Annotated in this window: 19 protein-coding genes; 2 read left to right on the top strand and 17 right to left on the bottom strand. The window is 40.5% G+C overall.

Going from position 1 to position 19,216, the window contains the following annotated elements:
• Nucleotides 1-10: 10 nt before the first annotated feature.
• The 6 genes from IGJ99_RS02480 to IGJ99_RS02455 are packed head-to-tail and all read right to left on the bottom strand — an operon-like array spanning nucleotide 11 to nucleotide 5,169.
• Nucleotides 11-820, bottom strand: coding sequence for a PTS system mannose/fructose/sorbose family transporter subunit IID (locus IGJ99_RS02480; RefSeq protein WP_010736307.1), 810 nt, complete (start codon nucleotides 818-820; stop codon nucleotides 11-13).
• Nucleotides 807-1,697, bottom strand: a complete 891-nt coding sequence (locus IGJ99_RS02475; RefSeq protein ID WP_062805684.1) for a PTS mannose/fructose/sorbose/N-acetylgalactosamine transporter subunit IIC — start codon at nucleotides 1,695-1,697, stop codon at nucleotides 807-809. Before IGJ99_RS02475 ends, IGJ99_RS02480 begins: the two co-directional genes overlap by 14 nt.
• 13 nt (nucleotides 1,698-1,710) lie before the next feature.
• The gene (locus tag IGJ99_RS02470; protein ID WP_224434517.1) at nucleotides 1,711-2,190 is read right to left on the bottom strand and encodes a PTS system mannose/fructose/N-acetylgalactosamine-transporter subunit IIB; all 480 of its coding nucleotides are present in this window, start codon (nucleotides 2,188-2,190) and stop codon (nucleotides 1,711-1,713) included.
• A 57-nt stretch (nucleotides 2,191-2,247) separates the two neighbouring features.
• The gene (lacD, locus tag IGJ99_RS02465; protein WP_438747581.1) at nucleotides 2,248-3,225 is read right to left on the bottom strand and encodes a tagatose-bisphosphate aldolase; all 978 of its coding nucleotides are present in this window, start codon (nucleotides 3,223-3,225) and stop codon (nucleotides 2,248-2,250) included.
• A 20-nt stretch (nucleotides 3,226-3,245) separates the two neighbouring features.
• The gene (locus tag IGJ99_RS02460; RefSeq protein WP_010736311.1) at nucleotides 3,246-4,424 is read right to left on the bottom strand and encodes an SIS domain-containing protein; all 1,179 of its coding nucleotides are present in this window, start codon (nucleotides 4,422-4,424) and stop codon (nucleotides 3,246-3,248) included.
• Nucleotide 4,425: 1 nt separating this feature from the next.
• Entirely contained in the window at nucleotides 4,426-5,169 is a 744-nt protein-coding gene (locus IGJ99_RS02455) for a GntR family transcriptional regulator (RefSeq protein ID WP_023519107.1), read from the bottom strand.
• A gap of 443 nt (nucleotides 5,170-5,612) precedes the next feature.
• Between IGJ99_RS02455 and IGJ99_RS02450 the strand changes: the two genes are divergently transcribed.
• Complete coding sequence (locus IGJ99_RS02450; protein WP_010734358.1) at nucleotides 5,613-6,908, top strand: ISL3-like element ISEfa11 family transposase; 1,296 nt, start codon at nucleotides 5,613-5,615, stop codon at nucleotides 6,906-6,908.
• A 159-nt stretch (nucleotides 6,909-7,067) separates the two neighbouring features.
• Here IGJ99_RS02450 and lacD (IGJ99_RS02445) read toward each other — a convergent pair whose 3' ends face one another.
• From lacD (IGJ99_RS02445) to pfkB, 4 genes are read right to left on the bottom strand one after another with little or no spacing between them, the layout of a single operon-like run.
• Nucleotides 7,068-8,051, bottom strand: a complete 984-nt coding sequence (lacD, locus tag IGJ99_RS02445; protein ID WP_023519106.1) for a tagatose-bisphosphate aldolase — start codon at nucleotides 8,049-8,051, stop codon at nucleotides 7,068-7,070.
• On the bottom strand, nucleotides 8,048-8,503 hold the full coding sequence (locus IGJ99_RS02440) for a fructose PTS transporter subunit IIA (RefSeq protein ID WP_062805688.1): 456 nt from the start codon (nucleotides 8,501-8,503) through the stop codon (nucleotides 8,048-8,050). Before IGJ99_RS02440 ends, lacD (IGJ99_RS02445) begins: the two co-directional genes overlap by 4 nt.
• Nucleotides 8,504-8,522: 19 nt before the next feature.
• Complete coding sequence (locus IGJ99_RS02435) at nucleotides 8,523-9,914, bottom strand: PTS fructose transporter subunit IIC (RefSeq protein WP_438770548.1); 1,392 nt, start codon at nucleotides 9,912-9,914, stop codon at nucleotides 8,523-8,525.
• On the bottom strand, nucleotides 9,914-10,846 hold the full coding sequence (gene pfkB / locus IGJ99_RS02430; protein WP_023519103.1) for a 1-phosphofructokinase: 933 nt from the start codon (nucleotides 10,844-10,846) through the stop codon (nucleotides 9,914-9,916). Before pfkB ends, IGJ99_RS02435 begins: the two co-directional genes overlap by 1 nt.
• Before the next feature lie 155 nt (nucleotides 10,847-11,001).
• Between pfkB and IGJ99_RS02425 the strand changes: the two genes are divergently transcribed.
• On the top strand, nucleotides 11,002-11,754 hold the full coding sequence (locus IGJ99_RS02425) for a MurR/RpiR family transcriptional regulator (RefSeq protein ID WP_010736317.1): 753 nt from the start codon (nucleotides 11,002-11,004) through the stop codon (nucleotides 11,752-11,754).
• 129 nt (nucleotides 11,755-11,883) lie between these two features.
• Here IGJ99_RS02425 and IGJ99_RS02420 read toward each other — a convergent pair whose 3' ends face one another.
• From IGJ99_RS02420 to IGJ99_RS02390, 7 genes are all read right to left on the bottom strand, one after another.
• Nucleotides 11,884-12,150 carry a hypothetical protein gene (locus IGJ99_RS02420; RefSeq protein WP_438747578.1) on the bottom strand — a complete coding sequence of 89 codons (267 nt, stop codon included), beginning with the start codon at nucleotides 12,148-12,150 and terminating at the stop codon, nucleotides 11,884-11,886.
• A 383-nt stretch (nucleotides 12,151-12,533) separates the two neighbouring features.
• Nucleotides 12,534-12,815 (bottom strand): hypothetical protein, encoded by a 282-nt coding sequence (locus tag IGJ99_RS02415; protein ID WP_010736319.1) that lies wholly within the window; start codon nucleotides 12,813-12,815, stop codon nucleotides 12,534-12,536.
• A gap of 290 nt (nucleotides 12,816-13,105) precedes the next feature.
• Complete coding sequence (locus IGJ99_RS02410; protein ID WP_010736320.1) at nucleotides 13,106-14,485, bottom strand: FAD-dependent oxidoreductase; 1,380 nt, start codon at nucleotides 14,483-14,485, stop codon at nucleotides 13,106-13,108.
• Nucleotides 14,486-14,605: 120 nt separating this feature from the next.
• Nucleotides 14,606-15,778: a pyridoxal phosphate-dependent aminotransferase gene (locus tag IGJ99_RS02405; RefSeq protein ID WP_023519102.1), complete on the bottom strand. Its 1,173-nt coding sequence runs from the start codon at nucleotides 15,776-15,778 to the stop codon at nucleotides 14,606-14,608.
• 35 nt (nucleotides 15,779-15,813) lie between these two features.
• Nucleotides 15,814-16,908 carry an amidohydrolase gene (locus IGJ99_RS02400; protein ID WP_023519101.1) on the bottom strand — a complete coding sequence of 365 codons (1,095 nt, stop codon included), beginning with the start codon at nucleotides 16,906-16,908 and terminating at the stop codon, nucleotides 15,814-15,816.
• Nucleotides 16,868-18,217, bottom strand: a complete 1,350-nt coding sequence (locus tag IGJ99_RS02395; protein WP_023519100.1) for an aspartate kinase — start codon at nucleotides 18,215-18,217, stop codon at nucleotides 16,868-16,870. Before IGJ99_RS02395 ends, IGJ99_RS02400 begins: the two co-directional genes overlap by 41 nt.
• On the bottom strand, nucleotides 18,214-19,209 hold the full coding sequence (locus tag IGJ99_RS02390; protein WP_023519099.1) for an aspartate-semialdehyde dehydrogenase: 996 nt from the start codon (nucleotides 19,207-19,209) through the stop codon (nucleotides 18,214-18,216). Before IGJ99_RS02390 ends, IGJ99_RS02395 begins: the two co-directional genes overlap by 4 nt.
• Nucleotides 19,210-19,216 lie beyond the last annotated feature (7 nt).

Below are 19,216 nucleotides of genomic sequence, written 5' to 3'. Positions count from 1 at the left end.
CAACACCCTCCTATTTTGAGATCACACCTAAAGCGGATAAAACGACACAGATAATCAAGACGATAAAAATTGCTCTTGTTGATGTCATATTCTTTTTGCCTAATAACCAATAGACACCGCCAACGATCGCTGCTGGTAATAGTTTAGGAAGGATCATATCAATATTATTTTGCATGTTCATCGTCACATCACCAATGCTCGGCGCCCAGGAAACTTTCACATTCACCATTGTAGCAACTAATGCACCTACCATAAACACCCCTAACAAGGTTGCGGCATCTGTGAGCGCTGTTAATCGTGATTGCATCGTGGTCACTAAAGAAATCCCTTCTTTGTAAGCAAATTGCAATTGTTTCCAACGAAAGACCATGACTGCGATTTGTGCTACTATCCAGATAAAAATACCCGCGGGGTTCCCATTGATCGCCATATTTGCGGCTAATGCCCCAAAAATGGTCGGGATCAATGCGGCGAAAATGGAATCGCCAATTGCGGCGAAAGGTCCCATCAATCCAGCTTTCATCCCAGAGACAGTTTCTTTTGCAGCAATGCCCTCTTTTTCTTCAATTGCTAAATCGATCCCGGTAATGATCGTGTTGAAAAAGTTAGAGGTATTAAAAAATTGTGTATGAGTCTTCATTATTTCTTTTAATTCCGGCGTATCATCTCCGTAGATTTTTCGCAATTGTGGCAGGATCGTATAGAGATAGCCTGAACCTTGCATCCGCTCATAATTCCAGCCTAATTGGAAGGTCAACAAGCTTCGGCGGTTGATTTGTGTAAAGTCTTCTTTCGTTAACTTGTAATTAGATTTCGTCATCTTCGATTTCTCCTTCCTCAGAGGTTGTATGGGGACTTGCTACTTGCTGGTTTTCTGTTCGTTGATTGTTTTTATAGCTGATCGCTGCTAAAGAGAAACCGATCATTGCTACTGCCAACATCGGTAATGAATTGAAGGTTGCTGGCAAATCTTTGACGACACTTGCGACACTCGTGCCAAGCAACTGGACATTTGAGAACAATGTTGCTAATAAAGCAGTGATCGTAAAACCTAAAATCAGATAAGGAAAATGTTTCTTGACTGGTAAATAACGTAGTAAAATAGCAAAACCGACTGCTGGTAAAACGGCTCCTGCGACAGATAAGCCATCTCCTAACCATTTCAAATCGCCATTTAGCACAGCGACGACGTTTTCGACTAGTCCGCCACCAAATGCTAAGGCTAAAAAGACGGGGATCAAACGTGACAAGGACCAAGGAAGAGCACCTAATAAATAATTGCGTTCAATTGCTTTATAATTCATTGTTTCGACATGTTGGTCGATACGATGAGCGAAGTACGTATTCGCAAATCGAGCTAAAATATCCAATTGGATCATTAAACTAGCGACAGGAACTGCAATAGCTGCAATTGCCTGTTCTGGATTCATCCCTAATGAGATGGAAAAAGCAGTCGCTAGTATCGTTCCGGAGTTTGCATCGATCCTTGAAGCACCGCCAAATGTCCCAACACCTAGAACGGTCAATTGCATACTACCACCGATGATCAATCCAGCTTGTAAATCCCCCATGACTAATCCGGTGAACAAACCGGCAAAAACGGGGGCACTCATTGAGGAATAAATTTGTAGTTCATCTAAAATCTGATAACCTGCATATAAAGATAATAATAAGATTTGCCACCATTGAATGGACATCTACTTAACCCCCTTATTTATTCAAAAGACTCATAAAATCTTCTGACTTATCACTTGGTACCATTTGTGCGGTCAAATGGACCCCACGCGCATTTAACTGTTTGAAATCCTCAATATCCTTTTCCACCACATTAATCGATTTGGTGATTGATCTGGTTTCATTTGTCTGAGACATATTCCCTACATTGACTTCCTTGATCAGCACGCCTCGTTCAACAAGTTTCAATAATCGATCAGGTTTTTTTGCGACGATCAGTAAGCGTTGGGAGTCATATTTCCCAGCGAGAATATTCTCTGCGGCTTTTTCAATCGGTAAGACACTTAACTTTACTCCTGCTGGTGTGGCTAATTTCAAGCCACTTTTTTCTACTGTATTCATTGCGACCTCATCATCTACAACTAATATCCGAGTAATCGACAACTTCGTTACCCAAAGATTCGCAACTTGCCCATGGATCAAACGTCCATCGATTCTTACACCAATAATTGCCATTGTTCATTCTCCTTTACAAATAAATTGTTCATTCTCAAACTAAAGGTAACGCTTACATTATTCACCTGTTTTTTGATACCAAGGTGTCGCTGTCTGATTGATTACTTGATTCAAGTTCTCAATATTCTGTCTACCTTGTGTCCGTAACCATTTGACGGCTCCTTCTTTCCCAGCATCTACATAAGCTTTGACGCCATCTTTCCAAGTCGCTCTTCCGCACAAGACACCATTGAAGGTGGAACCTGACTCATGAGCAAAGACTAGCGTTTGTTGGAATAATTCAGAAGATACACCCGCACTCAAGAAAATGAATGGCAAGTGAGTCGCCTCGCTTTGCGCCTTGAAAAAGTCAGCTGCTTCTTTTTGACTATAGACGATTTCCTTGTCACCAAAACCTTCGACAAAGTTCATATTGACTGGTACTTCGACTTTCAAAACATCTACTTGGTAACGAGGATTGGAAAATTCTCTCATCATTTCAATCACTTTATGCGGTTTGACCTTTGCATACTCACGTGAAGCGCTATCATTTATTTTCGCATCATAAGATAGCAGTTCTAAATAAAACGGTCGATCCTCTCCTGCGCATTCACTTCCTAGACGTTCAATAAAGACGTGTTTCAAATGATTGATTTTTGGATCTTCATCAACGTCATAATAAAGTAAAAATTTCACTGCATCTGCTTGTTCTTCTTTTAATCTCAAGGAAGACCAGTCTCCTAATAGATCCGGTAACCGTCCAGGAGTCGATACATCATATCCCGTTTTTTCATACGCCAAGAGCAAACCAGCGGATTGATCACGTACTTTGGCAGCGGGCAAACCATATTCAGGATCTAATAAAATAGCTGAAGCATAGGGCGTCAACTCACTAGAAACCAACGCTTTGAACTCAACCAATTGTTCATCTGTGGGTGTTTCTCCTAAAGCCGACAGCATTTTCTTCAATGCTCCCCGCTGATCGATTGCTAATGCACTGATGATGCCGTCTTTTGTTGCTAATTGTTCCATCGCTTTTTTCTTATTTGGTGTCATCGTTTTTATTGACCTCCTTGTTATTCATTTTGGTACTCATGGATCGTCACACCTTTGACTACTCGATTCACCGTTCCTGTCGGTGAAGGTGTGTCAGGCGTATTACCAACTTTGATCGACATCTGAAGAGCAATGATTTGTGCGGTCAAAATCATCACTACGGATAGATAGGCATCGGGTAATTCTAGCGCGGCTGGTTCTAGGAAAAAGTTTGCTCCAGAAAAGTCTCTTTGCGTCGATTGAGCAATGGCTAACACCTTTGCAGCAATAGCATTGCCATTGATTTCTTCCAAAATATCTAAATCATAGTTGCGTGTGTACGCTTGGTTCGTCACAAACCCGATCACTAAAGTTTGCTCATTGACAAAGGATTTTGGTCCATGACGGAAACCCATCGAAGAATCAAAGATCGTCGCGATTTTCCCAGCCGTCAACTCTAAGATTTTCAGCTGTGCTTCCCTTGTGGCACCAGCCAAGCTACCTGAGCCAAGATATGCAACCCGATTGAATGGTACTGCTAACACTTGGATCAGTTCTTGCTCTCTTTTCAGAACATCTTTGCCGATATGGCTCAAGGATGTGACATACTTTTGTTTTGTTTCTTGGTTCGTTTGATCAAACAGCCAAAGGGCACTCAATAACATACATGTAAAGCTACCTGTCATGGCAAAGCCAGCGTCATTTGCTTTTTTTGGCATCAACAACAAGAAATGTTGCGATTGTTTACGTGCGACTTGTGCTAATTTTCCTTCTTCTGCACACGTAATCACTAAATGGAACAACGTATCCACAACTTGATCGGCAATTTTGACTGCTGCCAGACTTTCCGGACTATTGCCACTTCTAGCAAACGAAATCAATAACGTGGGTTGATCAGGAAACAAATACTCTCTTGGAGAAGCAACAATATCGGTCGTACCAAAACTATGAAAAGCAAACCGTTTGGTGTCTCCATGCTCATTCAAGTAAGGAACAAGCGTATCGCCTACATATTGAGAAGAGCCTGCACCGGTAAAGATGACTTGGATTTGTTGCTTGTTTGCCTGTTTTTCAAGTGCATCAAAGAAAAGGGCTAATTCATTTTTCTTCTCTTCTAAGATTTCCACAACCTCTTCCCACAGATCTGGTTGTTGTTTGATTTCTTCTGTAGTGATCCTTGCACCTATTTTTTCTAATTCATCCTTTGACAGTTCAAACATGTTATTTTCCTCCTAGATTACTCCGAACATGACGGATCTTATAATGGAATTGGTCTGCTCTGGCGACACTATCTGTGTATTCGATGATCTCGTTTTTGCTATTGAAGGTCGTCCGTTTCAAATGTAAAATTGGTGCCCCATCGCATATATGCAGTAATTCGGCATCATTTGCGTAAACAATACTGGCATAGAATTCTTCTTCTGCCACTTGGACATGTTGATCAAAATCTTCCAGAAAAACATCATACAAAGGCTTGCTTTCCAAAATCGGCAAATCAAGGCCAAGAAACAGTTTTGCTGGTAAATAAGACCGTTCAACCATCAAAGGGACATCATCCGCTAAACGTAGCCGCTTGATTTTGAAGATTGCTTCTCCTAGATTGAGATTCAATCGTTCAGCCAACTGCTTTGTCGCTGCTTGTTTTTCAAAAGCTAAAATAATCGTTTTCGGTGTACGCCCCAATGCCAACATTTCTTCTGTGAAGCTGTAAGCACCTGCTAAACTCGCTGCTTGATGCGATAAGTCACTGACAAACGTTCCTTTTCCATGTTTTTTATAAATATAGCCAAGTGTTTCTAATTCCTGCAATGCTAATCGAACCGTCGTCCGACTCACACCATAGTACAGACATAACTCCCTCTCAGACAGCAATTTATCATGCGGGATCATTTCTGCTTCAATTCGTTTCTTTAGTACATCAACTAGTTGATAATATAACGGTTTCCCTTTACGAGAATTTTCCATTTCTTTACCCCTTCCAACTGGTTATAACCACAAGACAATCGTAAAGTAATAATAACTACCTGTCAACATAAAAATCGCTTAAAAACCGCTATATAACAACGTTTTAACCAACTATATATAAAAAAAATTTAAATACCTCGAAAATACCACTTAAAATAAAAAAACAGCATAAACTTCATAAAAAGAAGCATAAGGCTTAGCCTTAAAAAGCTTGTTTATCCTAGAAAATTTATAAAATAATGAACAAATCCAACGGTTCTTTTTCTTGCATTCCGCTAAATTCCAATGAAAAATAACAAAAAAAAAGGGCTCTATAATTTATGGGACTGATGAATCAGAATTGATTCTTCAGTACCATTTTCATTTTAGGTATTAAAAAACATATCGTTCTCTAGTATGATTAAATCACCACAAAATAAACAACTGAGAGGACGATATGCTATATGAATGATTCTATCAAAAAAATGCTGAGAATAATAGAGAAAGATTTGATGATTACAGAGGTCTCTTACGAGACCCTTCAGAAGAAAAAGACGTTGGTCGTCGATGCTGTTCTCTCGCCTACTCCTCGTGCTTGTAGAAGTTGTGGTTCTACTGTGGTAGATGGAAACGGGAAAGCAATTATAGTGAAAAATGGAAAAAAAGAAACGATTGTCCGTTTTGAACAATACAATCATATGCCTTTGGTTATGCGCCTAAAAAAGCAGCGCTATACCTGTAAAAACTGCCGAACCCATTGGACTGCTCAAAGTTATTTTGTCCAATCCAGACATTCAATCGCAAATCATGTTAGATATAAAATTGCTTCTTTACTGACTGAAAAAGTATCTTTATCTTTTATTGCGAAAAGCTGTCAGGTATCTTTGACCACTGTTATTCGTACATTGAAAGAGTTTAAAAGCTATTTACCAAAGCAATCTAAGAAGATTCTCCCAAGAGTATTGATGGTTGATGAATTTCGTTCGCATGCTTCCATAGAAGATAAAATGAGCTTTATTTGCGCAGATGGCGAAACAGGAAAATTAATAGATGTTTTGCCTACGCGTAAATTACCTCGATTAACAAGCTATTTCTTAAAGTGTACCAATCCAGAAGAAGTAGAATTCTTGGTGACAGACATGAACGCCGCCTACTTCCAGCTCACCAAACGTGTTCTGCCAAATGCGAAAATAGTGATTGATCGGTTTCATATTGTCAAACACATGAATCAAGCGTTCAATGAGTTGCGTATCCGTGAAATGAATGAACTTCGTAAAGCAGGACAGAAAAGCCAGGCAGAAAAACTGAAAAAGAACTGGCGCTTTTTGCTAAAAAATCGTGCAAACATCAACCATTATGAATACAAAACATGGAAAAGTTTCCGAGCACCAAAATACCCATTTCTTACTGAAGCAATGATGATTGATCGATTGCTTGAGTTTTCTACGCCCCTAAAGGAGGCGTATCCCTTTTTTCATGAATTAGTTGAAGCCTTTCGAGACAAAGACCCTGACTTATTTTTCTCCTTATTAGCAGAACTTCCCGAAACGTTGGATGACAGCTTTCGGGAAAAGCTTCAAAACCTTCTGACCTATGAAGAAGGCATCACCAACGCAATGATCTATCCTTATTCCAATGGAAAAATAGAAGCGAAGAATACCCACATAAAGACAATGAAACGAGTATCCTACGGATTTAAATCATTCGAGAACATGAGAATTAGAATCTTTTTGATCAATCAATTAATCAAAGTAAGATAACAAAAAATCTGAGCCAGAATGAGGTTCATTCTGACCCAGATTTGATTTTGCACAACTCATCAGTCCTTATTGACAAAGAGCCAAAAAAAGAAACACTTCATTTCCCACGTCTAGGCGCTCAAAGTGTTTCTCTTTTGCTATTTCAAGATGGCTAATCAACTAGCGACTAATCTTATTTTGCCAAGAAGAAGCTGTCTTCCTCAATACTCCATTTAATTCCTCAATGTTGTTTCTCCCTTGTTCAGCTAGCCATTTTATTGCTGCCTGTCTCCCTTGATCCACAAAAGGTGCCACACCATCTGCCCATGTAGCTCGCCCACATAAAACGCCATTGAACGAAGAGCCAGCGTTTTTGGCAAAATGCAACGTTTCTTGGAATCCTTCGGCACTGACACCTGCACTCAGAAAAATAAACGGTAAGTCAGTGGCTTGGCTTTGCTCGATAAACAAAGCGGATGCTTCTTGCTTGGAATAAATGATTTCTTTTCCAAAACCTTCAACATAAGTCATATTGACAGGTACTTCTACCTTCAAGACATCTACGTTGAACCTCGGCTCTGAGAAAATCTTCATCATTTCAATGACTTTTTTCGGTTTGATCTTGGCATATTCTTTGGAGGTCGTATCTGGGATCGTTGCATCATAAGATAGCAATTCTAAAAAGAAAGGAAGATCTTCCGCCAGACATTCTGAACCGATTCTTTCTACATATGCCTGTTTCCGTTCATTGACTTCTTCGCTTTCGTCTACATCATAGTAAAGCAAGAATTTGCAGCCATCTGCTCCAGCTTCCTTTAGTCTTTTGGCTGACCAAAAAGCTAAGGTATCTGGCAAACGTCCAGGTATCGTTGTATCATATCCTGTTTTCTCATAAGCCAACAATAGTCCAGCTGTCTTAGCGCGTTTTTCAGCAGCGGGCAACCCATATTCTGGATCTAAAAGAATCGAAGAAGCAAAAGGTGTCAATTCTTCGGACACGAGTTCTTTGAAATGGATCAAATCATCCACTTTGACCTCCTCTTGGTGTCTCGCCATCATTTTTTTCAATGCGCCTCTTTGGTCAATCGCTAAAGCCCCGATGATCCCGTCTGGATTACTCATGTTTACCAATGCTTGGTATTTCCCCTCTGATACTTTCCTCATTTTTTCAACATCCCCTCTAACTTAGAATCAATCAAGCCAACAATTTCTTCTTGAGTGGAAGCAGTGATAAATGCTTGTTTAAAGCCTTCATCCATCAACATTCGTGCCATTTGTGAAAGAAGCGCCAAATGACTGGTTCCTGCTTCTGCAGCTGGAATAAACAACGCAATCACATACTTGATCGGTTGACCGTCTAAACTATCCCAGGCGACTGCATTCGTTAATTTCAAAATAATGATCGTTGGTTCTTCTATACTTTCACTTTTCGCATGAGGGATCGCAAAGCCATCCATCATACCAGTCGTACCTTCTGCTTCGCGTTGTTTCAAGCCGATTTCGACCGCCTGTTCATTGGTCGCTTTACCTACCTCAACGATTTTTGTTGAAAGAAACGCAAACACCGCTTCACGAGTATTCGCCGCCACATTGGTATAAACAAATAAATTTTCCATCAAATGAATCCTCTCCCTTTCACACACTCAGTGACTTTCTTTTTTGAACCAAGCCTAGTAATACTCCCCCTACAATAGAACCAGCAAGAATCGCAAGAATCCAAAGTAAGCCATGCGTCACTACTGGTAAAACGAGAAATCCGCCATGGGGTGCCGGTACTTGCACGCGAAAGAAATAGGTCAATACAGCGGCGATCGACGAACCAAGCATCATGATTGGCAAGACACGAAGCGGATCTTGTGCTGCAAAAGGAATCGCACCTTCCGTAATATGTGTTGAGCCTAGAATAAAATTTACTAGACCAGCATTCTTTTCGTTTGGCTCGAAGTATTTCCCAAAAAGCAAGACCGCAAAGCCAGTAATCAACGGCGGAGCAATACAGGCTGCAGAAACTCCCGCCATAAAGCTAGTATTTCCTTGTGCTAACAGGGCAGTTCCAGTAACGTAGGCTGCTTTATTGATCGGCCCCCCCATATCGAATGCGCACATACAACCGACGATCACCCCTAATACTAAAGGACTTGAGTTTTCAAACCCTGCTAGAAAATCCATCATTCCTTCATTGATACTAGCCATCGGTCCTGAAATGACTGTCATGATCAATCCAGTAATCAACACCCCTAGTACGGGATATAAGAAAATTGCCTTTAAACCATCTAGTGTTTTAGGCAAAGGTTGTAACGCTTTTATTAATCCCAATACCACATATCCTGCCAAGAAACCTGAGATAATTCCACCTAAAAAACCTGTACCACCGTCTGAGGCAATCAATCCGCCGACAAACCCCACAACCAATCCAGGACGTTTTGCAATTCCTTCAGCAATAAACGCGGAAAGGACCGGCACCATCATACTCATTGCAAAACCACCGATTCGATTCAAACTCGCAGCAAATTCATTGTATTGCGCATTGGCAGGATCGGCAGAATAAATCCCCCATAAAAAAGAAATGGCGATCAAGACTCCCCCACTGACAACAAAAGGCAACATGTGGGAAACACCATTCATCAAGTTCTTATAGATGCTGTGACCAACACTCTGTTGTGCATGTTGTTTTTCCTTATCTCCTTCTGCCATTTCGATTTTTTCAGAAATCACTCCTTCACCGTTTAAAGCCGCAGCAATCAATTGATCGGCTTCTTTGATCCCTTTCGAAACAGAAACATCAATGATCCGTTTCCCGGCAAATCTTTCAGGCTGAACATCTTTATCCGCCGCAATAATCACTGCTTCCGCTTCAATGATTTCTTGATCTGTCAAACGATTTTCTACCCCTACTTGCCCATGGGTCTCCACCTTGATCGTAATGCCTTTTTTCTTTGCTGCCTGTTCCAGTGCTTCTTGTGCCATATACGTGTGGGCGATACCTGTGGGACAACCAGTTGCAGCAATTAATCGATACTTAGCCATTATCTGAATTCCTCCTTATGAATGGTGATTTGTTTTTTCAACTCTGCGACATCGGTAAAATCAGTCAATCCTTTTTGAAACGCAGTCGAGCTACCCGCAGCTAAACTGTCCTTGAAACAATCCGCACTATTTTCTTCTTTGATCAATCCTGCCAGAAAAGTGGCTAGGAGTGTATCCCCGGCGCAAGCGGTATTAACGACTTTTCCTTGCGGGGCGTTTCCTGTCAAACAATAGTTTTCGTTCACATAGATCCCACCCGCTCCACCTAATGACAGCAATACATTTTGTGCACCTGCGGCTAATAGTTTCTTGCAATAGTTTACATATTCCGTTTCTGCTATTTCTTCATCAAACCATTCTGCCAATTCCTGCTCATTCGGTTTCAGTAAAAATGGTTGATACTTTAGACATCGTTTAACGATTTTAGCACTCGTATCTAAGATCAAGCGCACTTGATTCTCATGACAGATTTTACTGATCATTACTAAGATTTCTTCTGGTACACCTCTTGGCAGACTCCCAGAAACACAAAGATAATCTCCAGCTGACAAATGACTGATTGTCTCAAGCAATTCTTCCATCGCTAACTGGTCGATTTCTGGTCCACGATTGACCAATTTATATTCACTTGATTCCTCATTCACTTGTGTAAATACGTTGATGCGAGTCATTCCGGGTATAGAAACAAAATGAGCGTCGATTCCTTCCTTCGTCAAGCATTCCTCAATATAAGCCCCAGTAAATCCTCCGCTAAAGCCCAATGCAGTATTTGGTATCCCGAGTTTTTTTAAAATCAATGAAACATTGACACCTTTCCCATTTGCTTGGATATCATCATCGATTGAGCGGTTCACGACATTCGGTTTGAGTTGTGCCACTTCAATAAACAGATCAATCGCCAGATTCATCGTACATGTATATACGTTAGCCACCTGTATCCCTCCTCACTTTATCTACAGTATGGTCTGTTTTTGGATGTACATGTTTTCTAAATAAGCAAAATTTTAGGTAAATGTTTACAAAATAAAACTCATCTAAGTAAGGGTTTACATCAATGGTAGAATAAAAAGAAAAGGGGGAGGACTAAATGGAAACTAAATTAAGCGAGGCAGAACATTTTTTATGGGAGTATATGATGAATCACATCCAAGAAATCCCAAATCTATCAATTATCAAACTAAGCGAACGAGCCAACGTATCCACCACGACCATCGTTCGTACCATGAAGAAAAAAGGGTACGAAGGCTATACTTCTTTTAAGCATCATTTAAAGGAAAAGAAGAATACCACCATCAATTTTGCTACGGTCGATAAAGTAGATGAAGAAATAAAAACCTCTATTCTAAAAAACGAACAGGAAGTCGTGCGTACCATCAATCTATTGGATACAGGGGTAATCGAAGATGCGATTCAAAAAATCTGGAGTTCACAAAGAATCATTATCTTTGCCAGAGGATTTTCAGAAATGATTGGAGAAGAAATACAAACAAAATTCCAACTACTCGATAAGTATTGTGTCCTTCATACCGATCCAAATATTATCAAAACCGTTAGTCGCAAATTGCACAAAAAAGATGTCGTTCTTTTTATTTCCTTAAACGGTGAAACAGAAGAACTCGTAGCAGCAGCGGAGAATTGCTACCGCGAGGAAATCAGTTCGATCCTGATCACCGCCTCACGGGAAAGTCGCTTGAACCGATTAGCAGAATTATCTTTGATCGGCTTCAAATCCGAAATCTCTTTTTTCCCTGAATATGAAGTCCGCTCTCGCCTGCCACTTTCTGTGATTGCGCGGATCTTGCTGGATTCGTATGCGATACGGGTGAAGAAGGGGGATTGAGGAACAAGTATAAGAAGCATCAATCACCGAAAATGTGAAGTTTTTTCGGTGATTGGTGCTTCTTTACGAAAGAGTTCATTCAATTTTATTTACGTTTGATTCATGACGTTCATCTACATTCATGTCTTGTCATAATGCCAAAACAAAACAAATAATCGAAACTACAACTGTCAAAACAAATTCAACCTTCACTTCCGTTCCATATGTTTGATTCGGTAGATAGATGGCTTTTCGTTCCGATTGATAAGGAATTTTAGGGCGGTTGGGTTGAGCAGACTCAATAAGTATTGATAATAAAATCAGTGTGAAGTAAATAGTATTTTTCTGGGCCGCAAAATAAATACTTGAAGCTAATAAAATTAAACTAGTCCCTTTGAGTATTCTAGCGTAGGTCATTGTTATCTCTCCATTCTATTCTTCTTTTATTTGTAGATTTTCTGTCCTGTTTTCTAACTATTTTCTATTATTTTTATACCTCCATGAGGTTGTGACAGAAGTGTCTAGCTCCGAGAAATAAGCCGAGAAAAACGAAAATTGTTCTTCAAATTTTTGGATTTCTCGGCTTATTTCTGAAGGAGTTACTTCTGGAACATCGTTTATTAAGTTTAAGGTTAGAAACAAAAATGAATTTTATTTTTGTTTCCAATCACTAGATAGGAGGTGAGAACAATTATTTGACTCACTCGGTTCACCTTCTCTAAAATTCTCATACGATCGATACTTTTATGTATTCATTTTTATTACTAACTAAATAGATGTGGTTCAAATTATTCCTGTTACTAAAAATGATACAATTCTAATTCCAAAATGGAGCAAATCATAAGAACTAAAATCGTGGGAATCAGCGCAAACACCACTTCCGTTCTAGATGTTTGATTCGGTAGATAGATTGAATTTTTTCCCGATTTGTAAGGAGTTTTAGGTTGCTCGGATTGGGTATATTCAATAAATAGTGATAGCATAATCAGTATGGTATAGATCGTATTTTTCATTGCAGCAAAATAGATGCTTAGCGCCAATAAAACCAGTTGGATTATTTTGAATATTCGAATGTAGGTCATCTTTCATCTCTCCATTCTATGTATAAATAGTAACCGATCCCTCTCTACAAATATATATACGTAAAGCACTAAAATATTACTTTAACAAATTAAAATAACTTCCATCTTAATCATATCAAAAAATATCAAAAAAAAATTATTACATTCCTAAAAAGCTGTTTTAACAGCATAATCGTCAACATTTCCCTTCAACCCAAACAACTCTTACGAATAAATAAAAAAACGGAACAACAGGCTGAATGTTTCCATCCACCTGTTATTCCGTATTTACTATTACTTAAATTTAGTTTTTACTCCACAAATGGCTCTTCACCTAGTGCTTGTTGTGCCGCTAAGTTTAGTAAGCTCCATTGACGGTCGTGTCCTGGTTGGAAGAAGAAATCTGCTTCTGCCAAGTCTTCGATCGTTAATTTTTGTTGGATTGCTAGTGCTAAGACATTGCCTTGTGCAGTGATGTCCTTCGTTGATAAAACAGCGCCACCTAGCAATTGGTGCGTAAATGGATCATAGGCTAATTGTACAGCTGCTTTTCCGTTCCCAAATTCTTCTGGTACGAATTTTGGACGGATCGTATCTTCATAGAAGGCTGTTTTGATGGCTACGCCAGCGCGATCAGCTGTGAAGCTGTTCAAGCCACTTGCAGCAAAATGATAGTCAAACACACGTAACGCAGATGAGCCGACTAAGCCACCAAATGGTTTGCTTGGTGTTTGTTCAAATAAGTGTTGAACGACATAGCGTGCTTCTCGACGTGCAACTGTTGCTAATGCGATCGGCACTTTTTTGCCTGCTGGGATCGAATAAGCAAGTGTTGCATCTCCTACTGCATAAACATCAGGTAAGTTTGTTTGTAGGTATTCATCTGTGATGATCCAGCCACGTTCATCTAAATCAACGATGCCTTTCAACCATTCGGTATTCGGTTTGACACCGGCAGCTTGGATGATCAAATCTGTTTCGATCGTGCCACTGTCTGTTTCGATGGCTGCGACTTTACCGTCACCTGTGAAGGCTTTGATATTCACGCCAGTTTTGATGTTCATGCCTTTTTCTTTTAAGTGCGCTTCTAAGATATCTGTCATTTCCTTATCTAAGTAAGTACCTAAAGGACGATCGATCATATCTAATAACGTTACTTCTTTCCCTGCATTCAAGAAAACTTCTGCTGCTTCGATCCCGATGTAACCTGAACCGATCACAGCTACTTTTTTCACTGCTGGGTCTGTCATGCGTTCTTTGATTTTCGTTGCCCAATTATAGCCACGCATCAAATATACATTTTCTAAGTCTGTTCCTGGAACAGGTAATGAGTTTGGTTTAACACCTGAACTCAAAATCAATTTATCGTAAGCATACTCTTCTGTATGTCCATCTTCTTTACGTGTAACTGTAACTGTTTTTTTATCTGCATTGATTGTGTTTACTTCGTGGTTATTTAATATCGCCACATTTGGTTGTGGAAAGTTTTCCGGTCTGAAATTACGGACATCATTCACACTAGTGACTTGATCCTCTAAATATAATTCCATGCCGCATGACATAAATGAAACATAGTCGCCTGCTTCAAACAAGGTGATATCCACATTTTCTCCGTATCTAGATAGTAATTCTAAAATGGATTGATGCCCTCCATGTGATGCACCGACAATAATTACTTTCGTTTTTTCCATTGACAAAACCCTCCTCATAACAATTGTTTAGAATCATTCTAAACAATTTTACGATATCATTCTAAGAATAATAATGCAAATGAAAAGGCTTGCCTAAAAATTTTATTAGTTATTTTAATATTATTTTTTTAATTGTGCTAAAAATGTGCCGATACGTTTACACGCTTCTTGTAGGTCATCCATCCCACTTGCATAAGAGATTCGGATAAATCCTTCACCTTCCGGTCCAAAAGCTGAGCCAGGGATACAGGCAACCTTACCTTGTTCTGCGAGTGCTAAACAAAAATCCCACGAATTCATCTGGATTGTTTCTGGTAAGCGACAGAACAAATAAAACGCACCATCAGGTTGAGAGATTTGAAAACCTAATTCCGTAAGTTGCGGCAATAGATAATCTCGGCGTTCGACATAGCGGGCCTTCATTTTTTCCCCTTCGTCCATACTCGTTGTCAAGGCTTCGACCGCAGCTTTTTGAGAAATCGTTGTGGCAGAAGTAACTAAATATTGGTGGACCTTGATCAATTCATCGATCACTGGTTTTTGAGCAAAGAGAAACCCAATGCGCCAACCAGTCATGGCATGAGATTTAGAGAGTCCATTCACGACGATCGTTTGTTCAGGCAAGTACGTAGCCATCGAGACATGATCTCCCACGTAGTTCAACTCCGAGTAAACTTCGTCACTGATGACAAAGACTGGGTGCTGGCTTAAAACTTCTGCAAGTTTGCTCATTTGCTCCGCAGATAACAATGTTCCCGTTGGATTACTTGGGTAATTCAAAATCACAGCTTTGATTTCGTCTCCGTATTTGGCAAACGCCTCTTCTAGTTGTTCTGGCTGACAAATAAAGCCAGTGTCTGATGTATCGATCGTGATCAATTCGGCGCCTGCTAGATCAACAATTGGTTGATAGCCGGGATATGCAGGTGCTGGGATCAATACTTTATCCCCTTCTTCTAAGACCGCTAATAAAGCTGTCGCGATCGCTTCTGTGGCACCGATCGTTGTTAGTACTTCCGTTTGCGGATCATAAGAAAGACCGTAACGTTCTTTTTGGAAGAAACAAGCTGCTTCACATAATTCTGGTAAACCTCTCATCCCGGTATAATGAGAATAGTTTTCTTTGATGGCTGTGATCCCTGTTTCTTTGACTGCTTCAGGTGTTGAAAAATCTGGCTCACCTAATGTCAATTTGATGATGCCCGGAATGCTTGAGATTTGCTGATCGAACATACGGATCTGCGAGACTTCGATTTTAGCCAGCCTTGGATTAAAACGATGGTGTAGATTCATAGACTTCTCCCCTTTTGGTTACTATCCTTATTTTTTCAGAAAAGTTCCTCGGTGTAAAGGATTGTTTGGTACCATTCCAATCCTTTTTCTAAAACAGCCATGTCGAAATCAAAGGTGGCATCATGCAGGGCTGGTGTATCACCTACACCTAAGAAGAAAAAGACACAAGGATAGTGTTCCGTATAAACACCAAAATCTTCTGCTTGTAAGACAGGCTCAGCCAACTCATGTAATAACTCTGAGTGGGCAAGTGCTGCATACAACTGTTCATCGTTACGTACAGCAGGATACCCATCGTTATAACGAAATGAGATTTTCGCTGGGGAAGTTTGTTGGAATTCTTTTGCTAGTCGTGCTAGTTGCATCTTTAAGTCCGTTTGGGTCTTACGACTGTATGAACGAATGCTGCCTGAGATCACGACTTCATTGGCTAAGACATTGCGGATCGTCCCACCTGTAATCTGACCAAATTTCAAGAGATGTTCAAGGTTTTCTGGCAGAGATTCATCAAAGTCATAGACTTGTTTCATAAAACGCACAGCTGCTTCTAGACTGTCGATGCCTTGACTGCTTGAGGCGATATGCGCAGATCTGCCTTGGACGATGATATCTGTTTCACTACTTTGCGCCATCAACGCACCTGGTCGTGAAAATACTTTTCCTTCTGGCAAGCCTGGCCATAAATGAAAACCAAAGATTGCCTGTACCTTGTAATGTTCCAACCACCCAGAACGGATCACACTATCTGCCCCGCCAGCAATTTCTTCTGAGGGTTGAAAAATCAAGACGATATTGTGCCGCATCTCTTGACGGTGCGTGGCAATATAATCGGTCAATCCTAAGAGCATTGCCATATGACCATCATGTCCGCAGGCGTGCATGAATCCTGGGTGTGTAGACGCAAAAGGTAACCCTGTGGCTTCAGTGATGGGCAACGCGTCGATATCTGTCCGAAAAGCAATCGTTGTGTCTTGTTGCTGATCAAAATAAACCAACAAGCCTGTCTCATCGATTTCATGGATCACGCCACCACAGTTTTTGATTTGTTCGTAAAGGTATTCTTTCGTTTTAAATTCATGAAAGCCAAGTTCAGGAATTTGATGTAACGCCATTCGGTGTGTTGCCAACATGTCGCCTCACCATCCCTTCATAGATTCCTTTTACCACGGTTTCATATTGTGTATTGGGTACGCCGATGATCAAATTCAACTCTTGCGCACCTTGCGATAAAATCGAGGTCCTGATTTCTAACTCATTCAAAATCGATAATACTTTTCCAGAAAGTCCAATTGGTTCCTTATGTGGGCCACCTACAACAGAAATCAAAGCCAAGTCTTCGATGATTTCGATTTCCTCTACGCCTAATTCCTCACGTAATTCTTTCGTGATCAAAAACAATTTATCCATGATCAATTCCGCCGAAACGACGACACCGATATTATCGATGCCAGAGGGGATATGCTCGATCGAGATGCCATGTTTTGCAAAAATACTCATGGCTTTCCAAATAAAACCGATCTCGTCTGACATATGTCGTTTGAACAAGGTGATTGAAAGAAAGTCTTTTCTTCCTGCAATTCCCGTCAATCCATTTTCTTTTTCGACTTCATGATTTGAGATTTTTGTTCCATGATCATTCGGTCGATTCGTATTTTTGATTTGGATCGGGATATCAGCTTCTTGTACAGGAAAAATCGCGGATTCATGCAAGACATTGGCACCCATATAAGCCATTTCTCGTAATTCACGGAAAGAGATCTCTTCAATGACTTTCGGTGAGTCAATGATTCTTGGGTCTGCCATCATGATGCCTGAAACATCCGTCCAATTTTCATAAAGATCTGCCTGTAAGGCACTTGCTAAAACGGAGCCGGTAATATCACTGCCCCCACGACCAAGTAATTTTTCTTTTCCTGCTGGGTTGGCACCATAAAATCCTGGGACGATCAACTTTTGGTGTTTCTGGTACATCTCGCGTACTGCTTGCTCTGTACGCGGAAAGTCGATGCCTCCTTCATAATCAAAGTAGATCAGCTCACTTGCGTCTGCAAAGGTATACCCTAAATATTCCGCCATCAATTGCGCAGTCAGATACTCCCCACGACTGACTAAATAATCGATCGTCACTTTTTCCTGTTTTAGATGTGTTTCGATCGTGGTTAATTCTTTTTCAATCGGAAAGTCGAGTGACAGAAGATCCCTAACTTGAATAAAACGTTGTGTGATCCGTTCCCATAGTGGCGTCCAATCAACCTTATGTTGAAGATACGCATGGATCAAATAGAGTAAATCGGTCACTTTATCGTCTTCATCGGTTCTTTTTCCTAAAGCGGAAACGACAACGACTTCTCGATTAGGATCAGCTAACACGATCTCACGGACTTTACGGAACTGTTCTTCATGAGACATCGAGCTTCCACCAAATTTTGCGACTTTCATGAAAGGACCTCCTCTTGTAGAAGCGCCAAAGCAATTTGCACCGCGTTAGCCGCAGCGCCTTTGCGAATATTGTCAGCCACGGTGTAAAAGAGTAAGCCATTTTCAACAGAGAGGTCGCGACGAATACGCCCAACGTATACTTGGTCTGTGCCTCTTGCTAATGTACTTGTGGGATATTGGTGTTCTGCTAAGTTATCGACAACCAAAATCCCTGGAAACTGACTGAAGCAAGCACGGATTTGTTCCAATGAAAATTCCTTTTCTAACTCAACAGCAATCGAGACACCATGGCCATTTTCAATCGGTACACGGACACAAGTCGCAGATACAGGCAAATCTGGTTGATGCAAGATTTTTTTCGTTTCATTGATCATTTTTTGTTCTTCTTTGGTATACCCATTTTCCATTGGGCGATCGATTTCTGGAATGACCGTTTGACTGATGTCATGGGGATAAAAAGTTGCTGGTTCACCATTTTTTGTCGCCTGTAGATCAGCGATCCCTTGTTGCCCTGAACCTGAAACAGCTTGATACGTCGTGTAATTGACACGTGTCACACCAAAGGTATTCTGTAGTGCTTTCAGTGGTAACACGGACTGGATCGTCGAACAATTTGGGTTGGCAATCAATGGATCTAACGTATGATCCTCTAGATTTACTTCAGGGACGATCAACGGGATCGTAGGATCTTCTCGCCACGCTGAAGAATTATCGATGACTACTAAGCCGGCTTGACGTGCAATTGGGCCAAATGTTTGAGACACGGATGCTCCAGCTGAAAAAAGCGCCAAATCATACCCAGAAAAAGAAGTCTCAGTCAGTTCTTCGACAACATACTCTTTTCCCTTAAACACAGACAGACTCCCCGCAGAGCGTTTGGATGCTAAAAGCTTGAGTTTTCCTACTGGAAAATCGTACTCCTCTAATACTCTTAACATAGTTTGACCGACTAATCCCGTCGCTCCGACAATACAGGTATCTATTTCGCGCATGTTTTTC

Source organism: Enterococcus sp. AZ095b, assembly GCF_051714725.1.
Lineage (GTDB): Bacteria > Bacillota > Bacilli > Lactobacillales > Enterococcaceae > Enterococcus_B > Enterococcus_B pernyi.
This window is presented reverse-complemented; position numbering and strand designations above follow the sequence as displayed.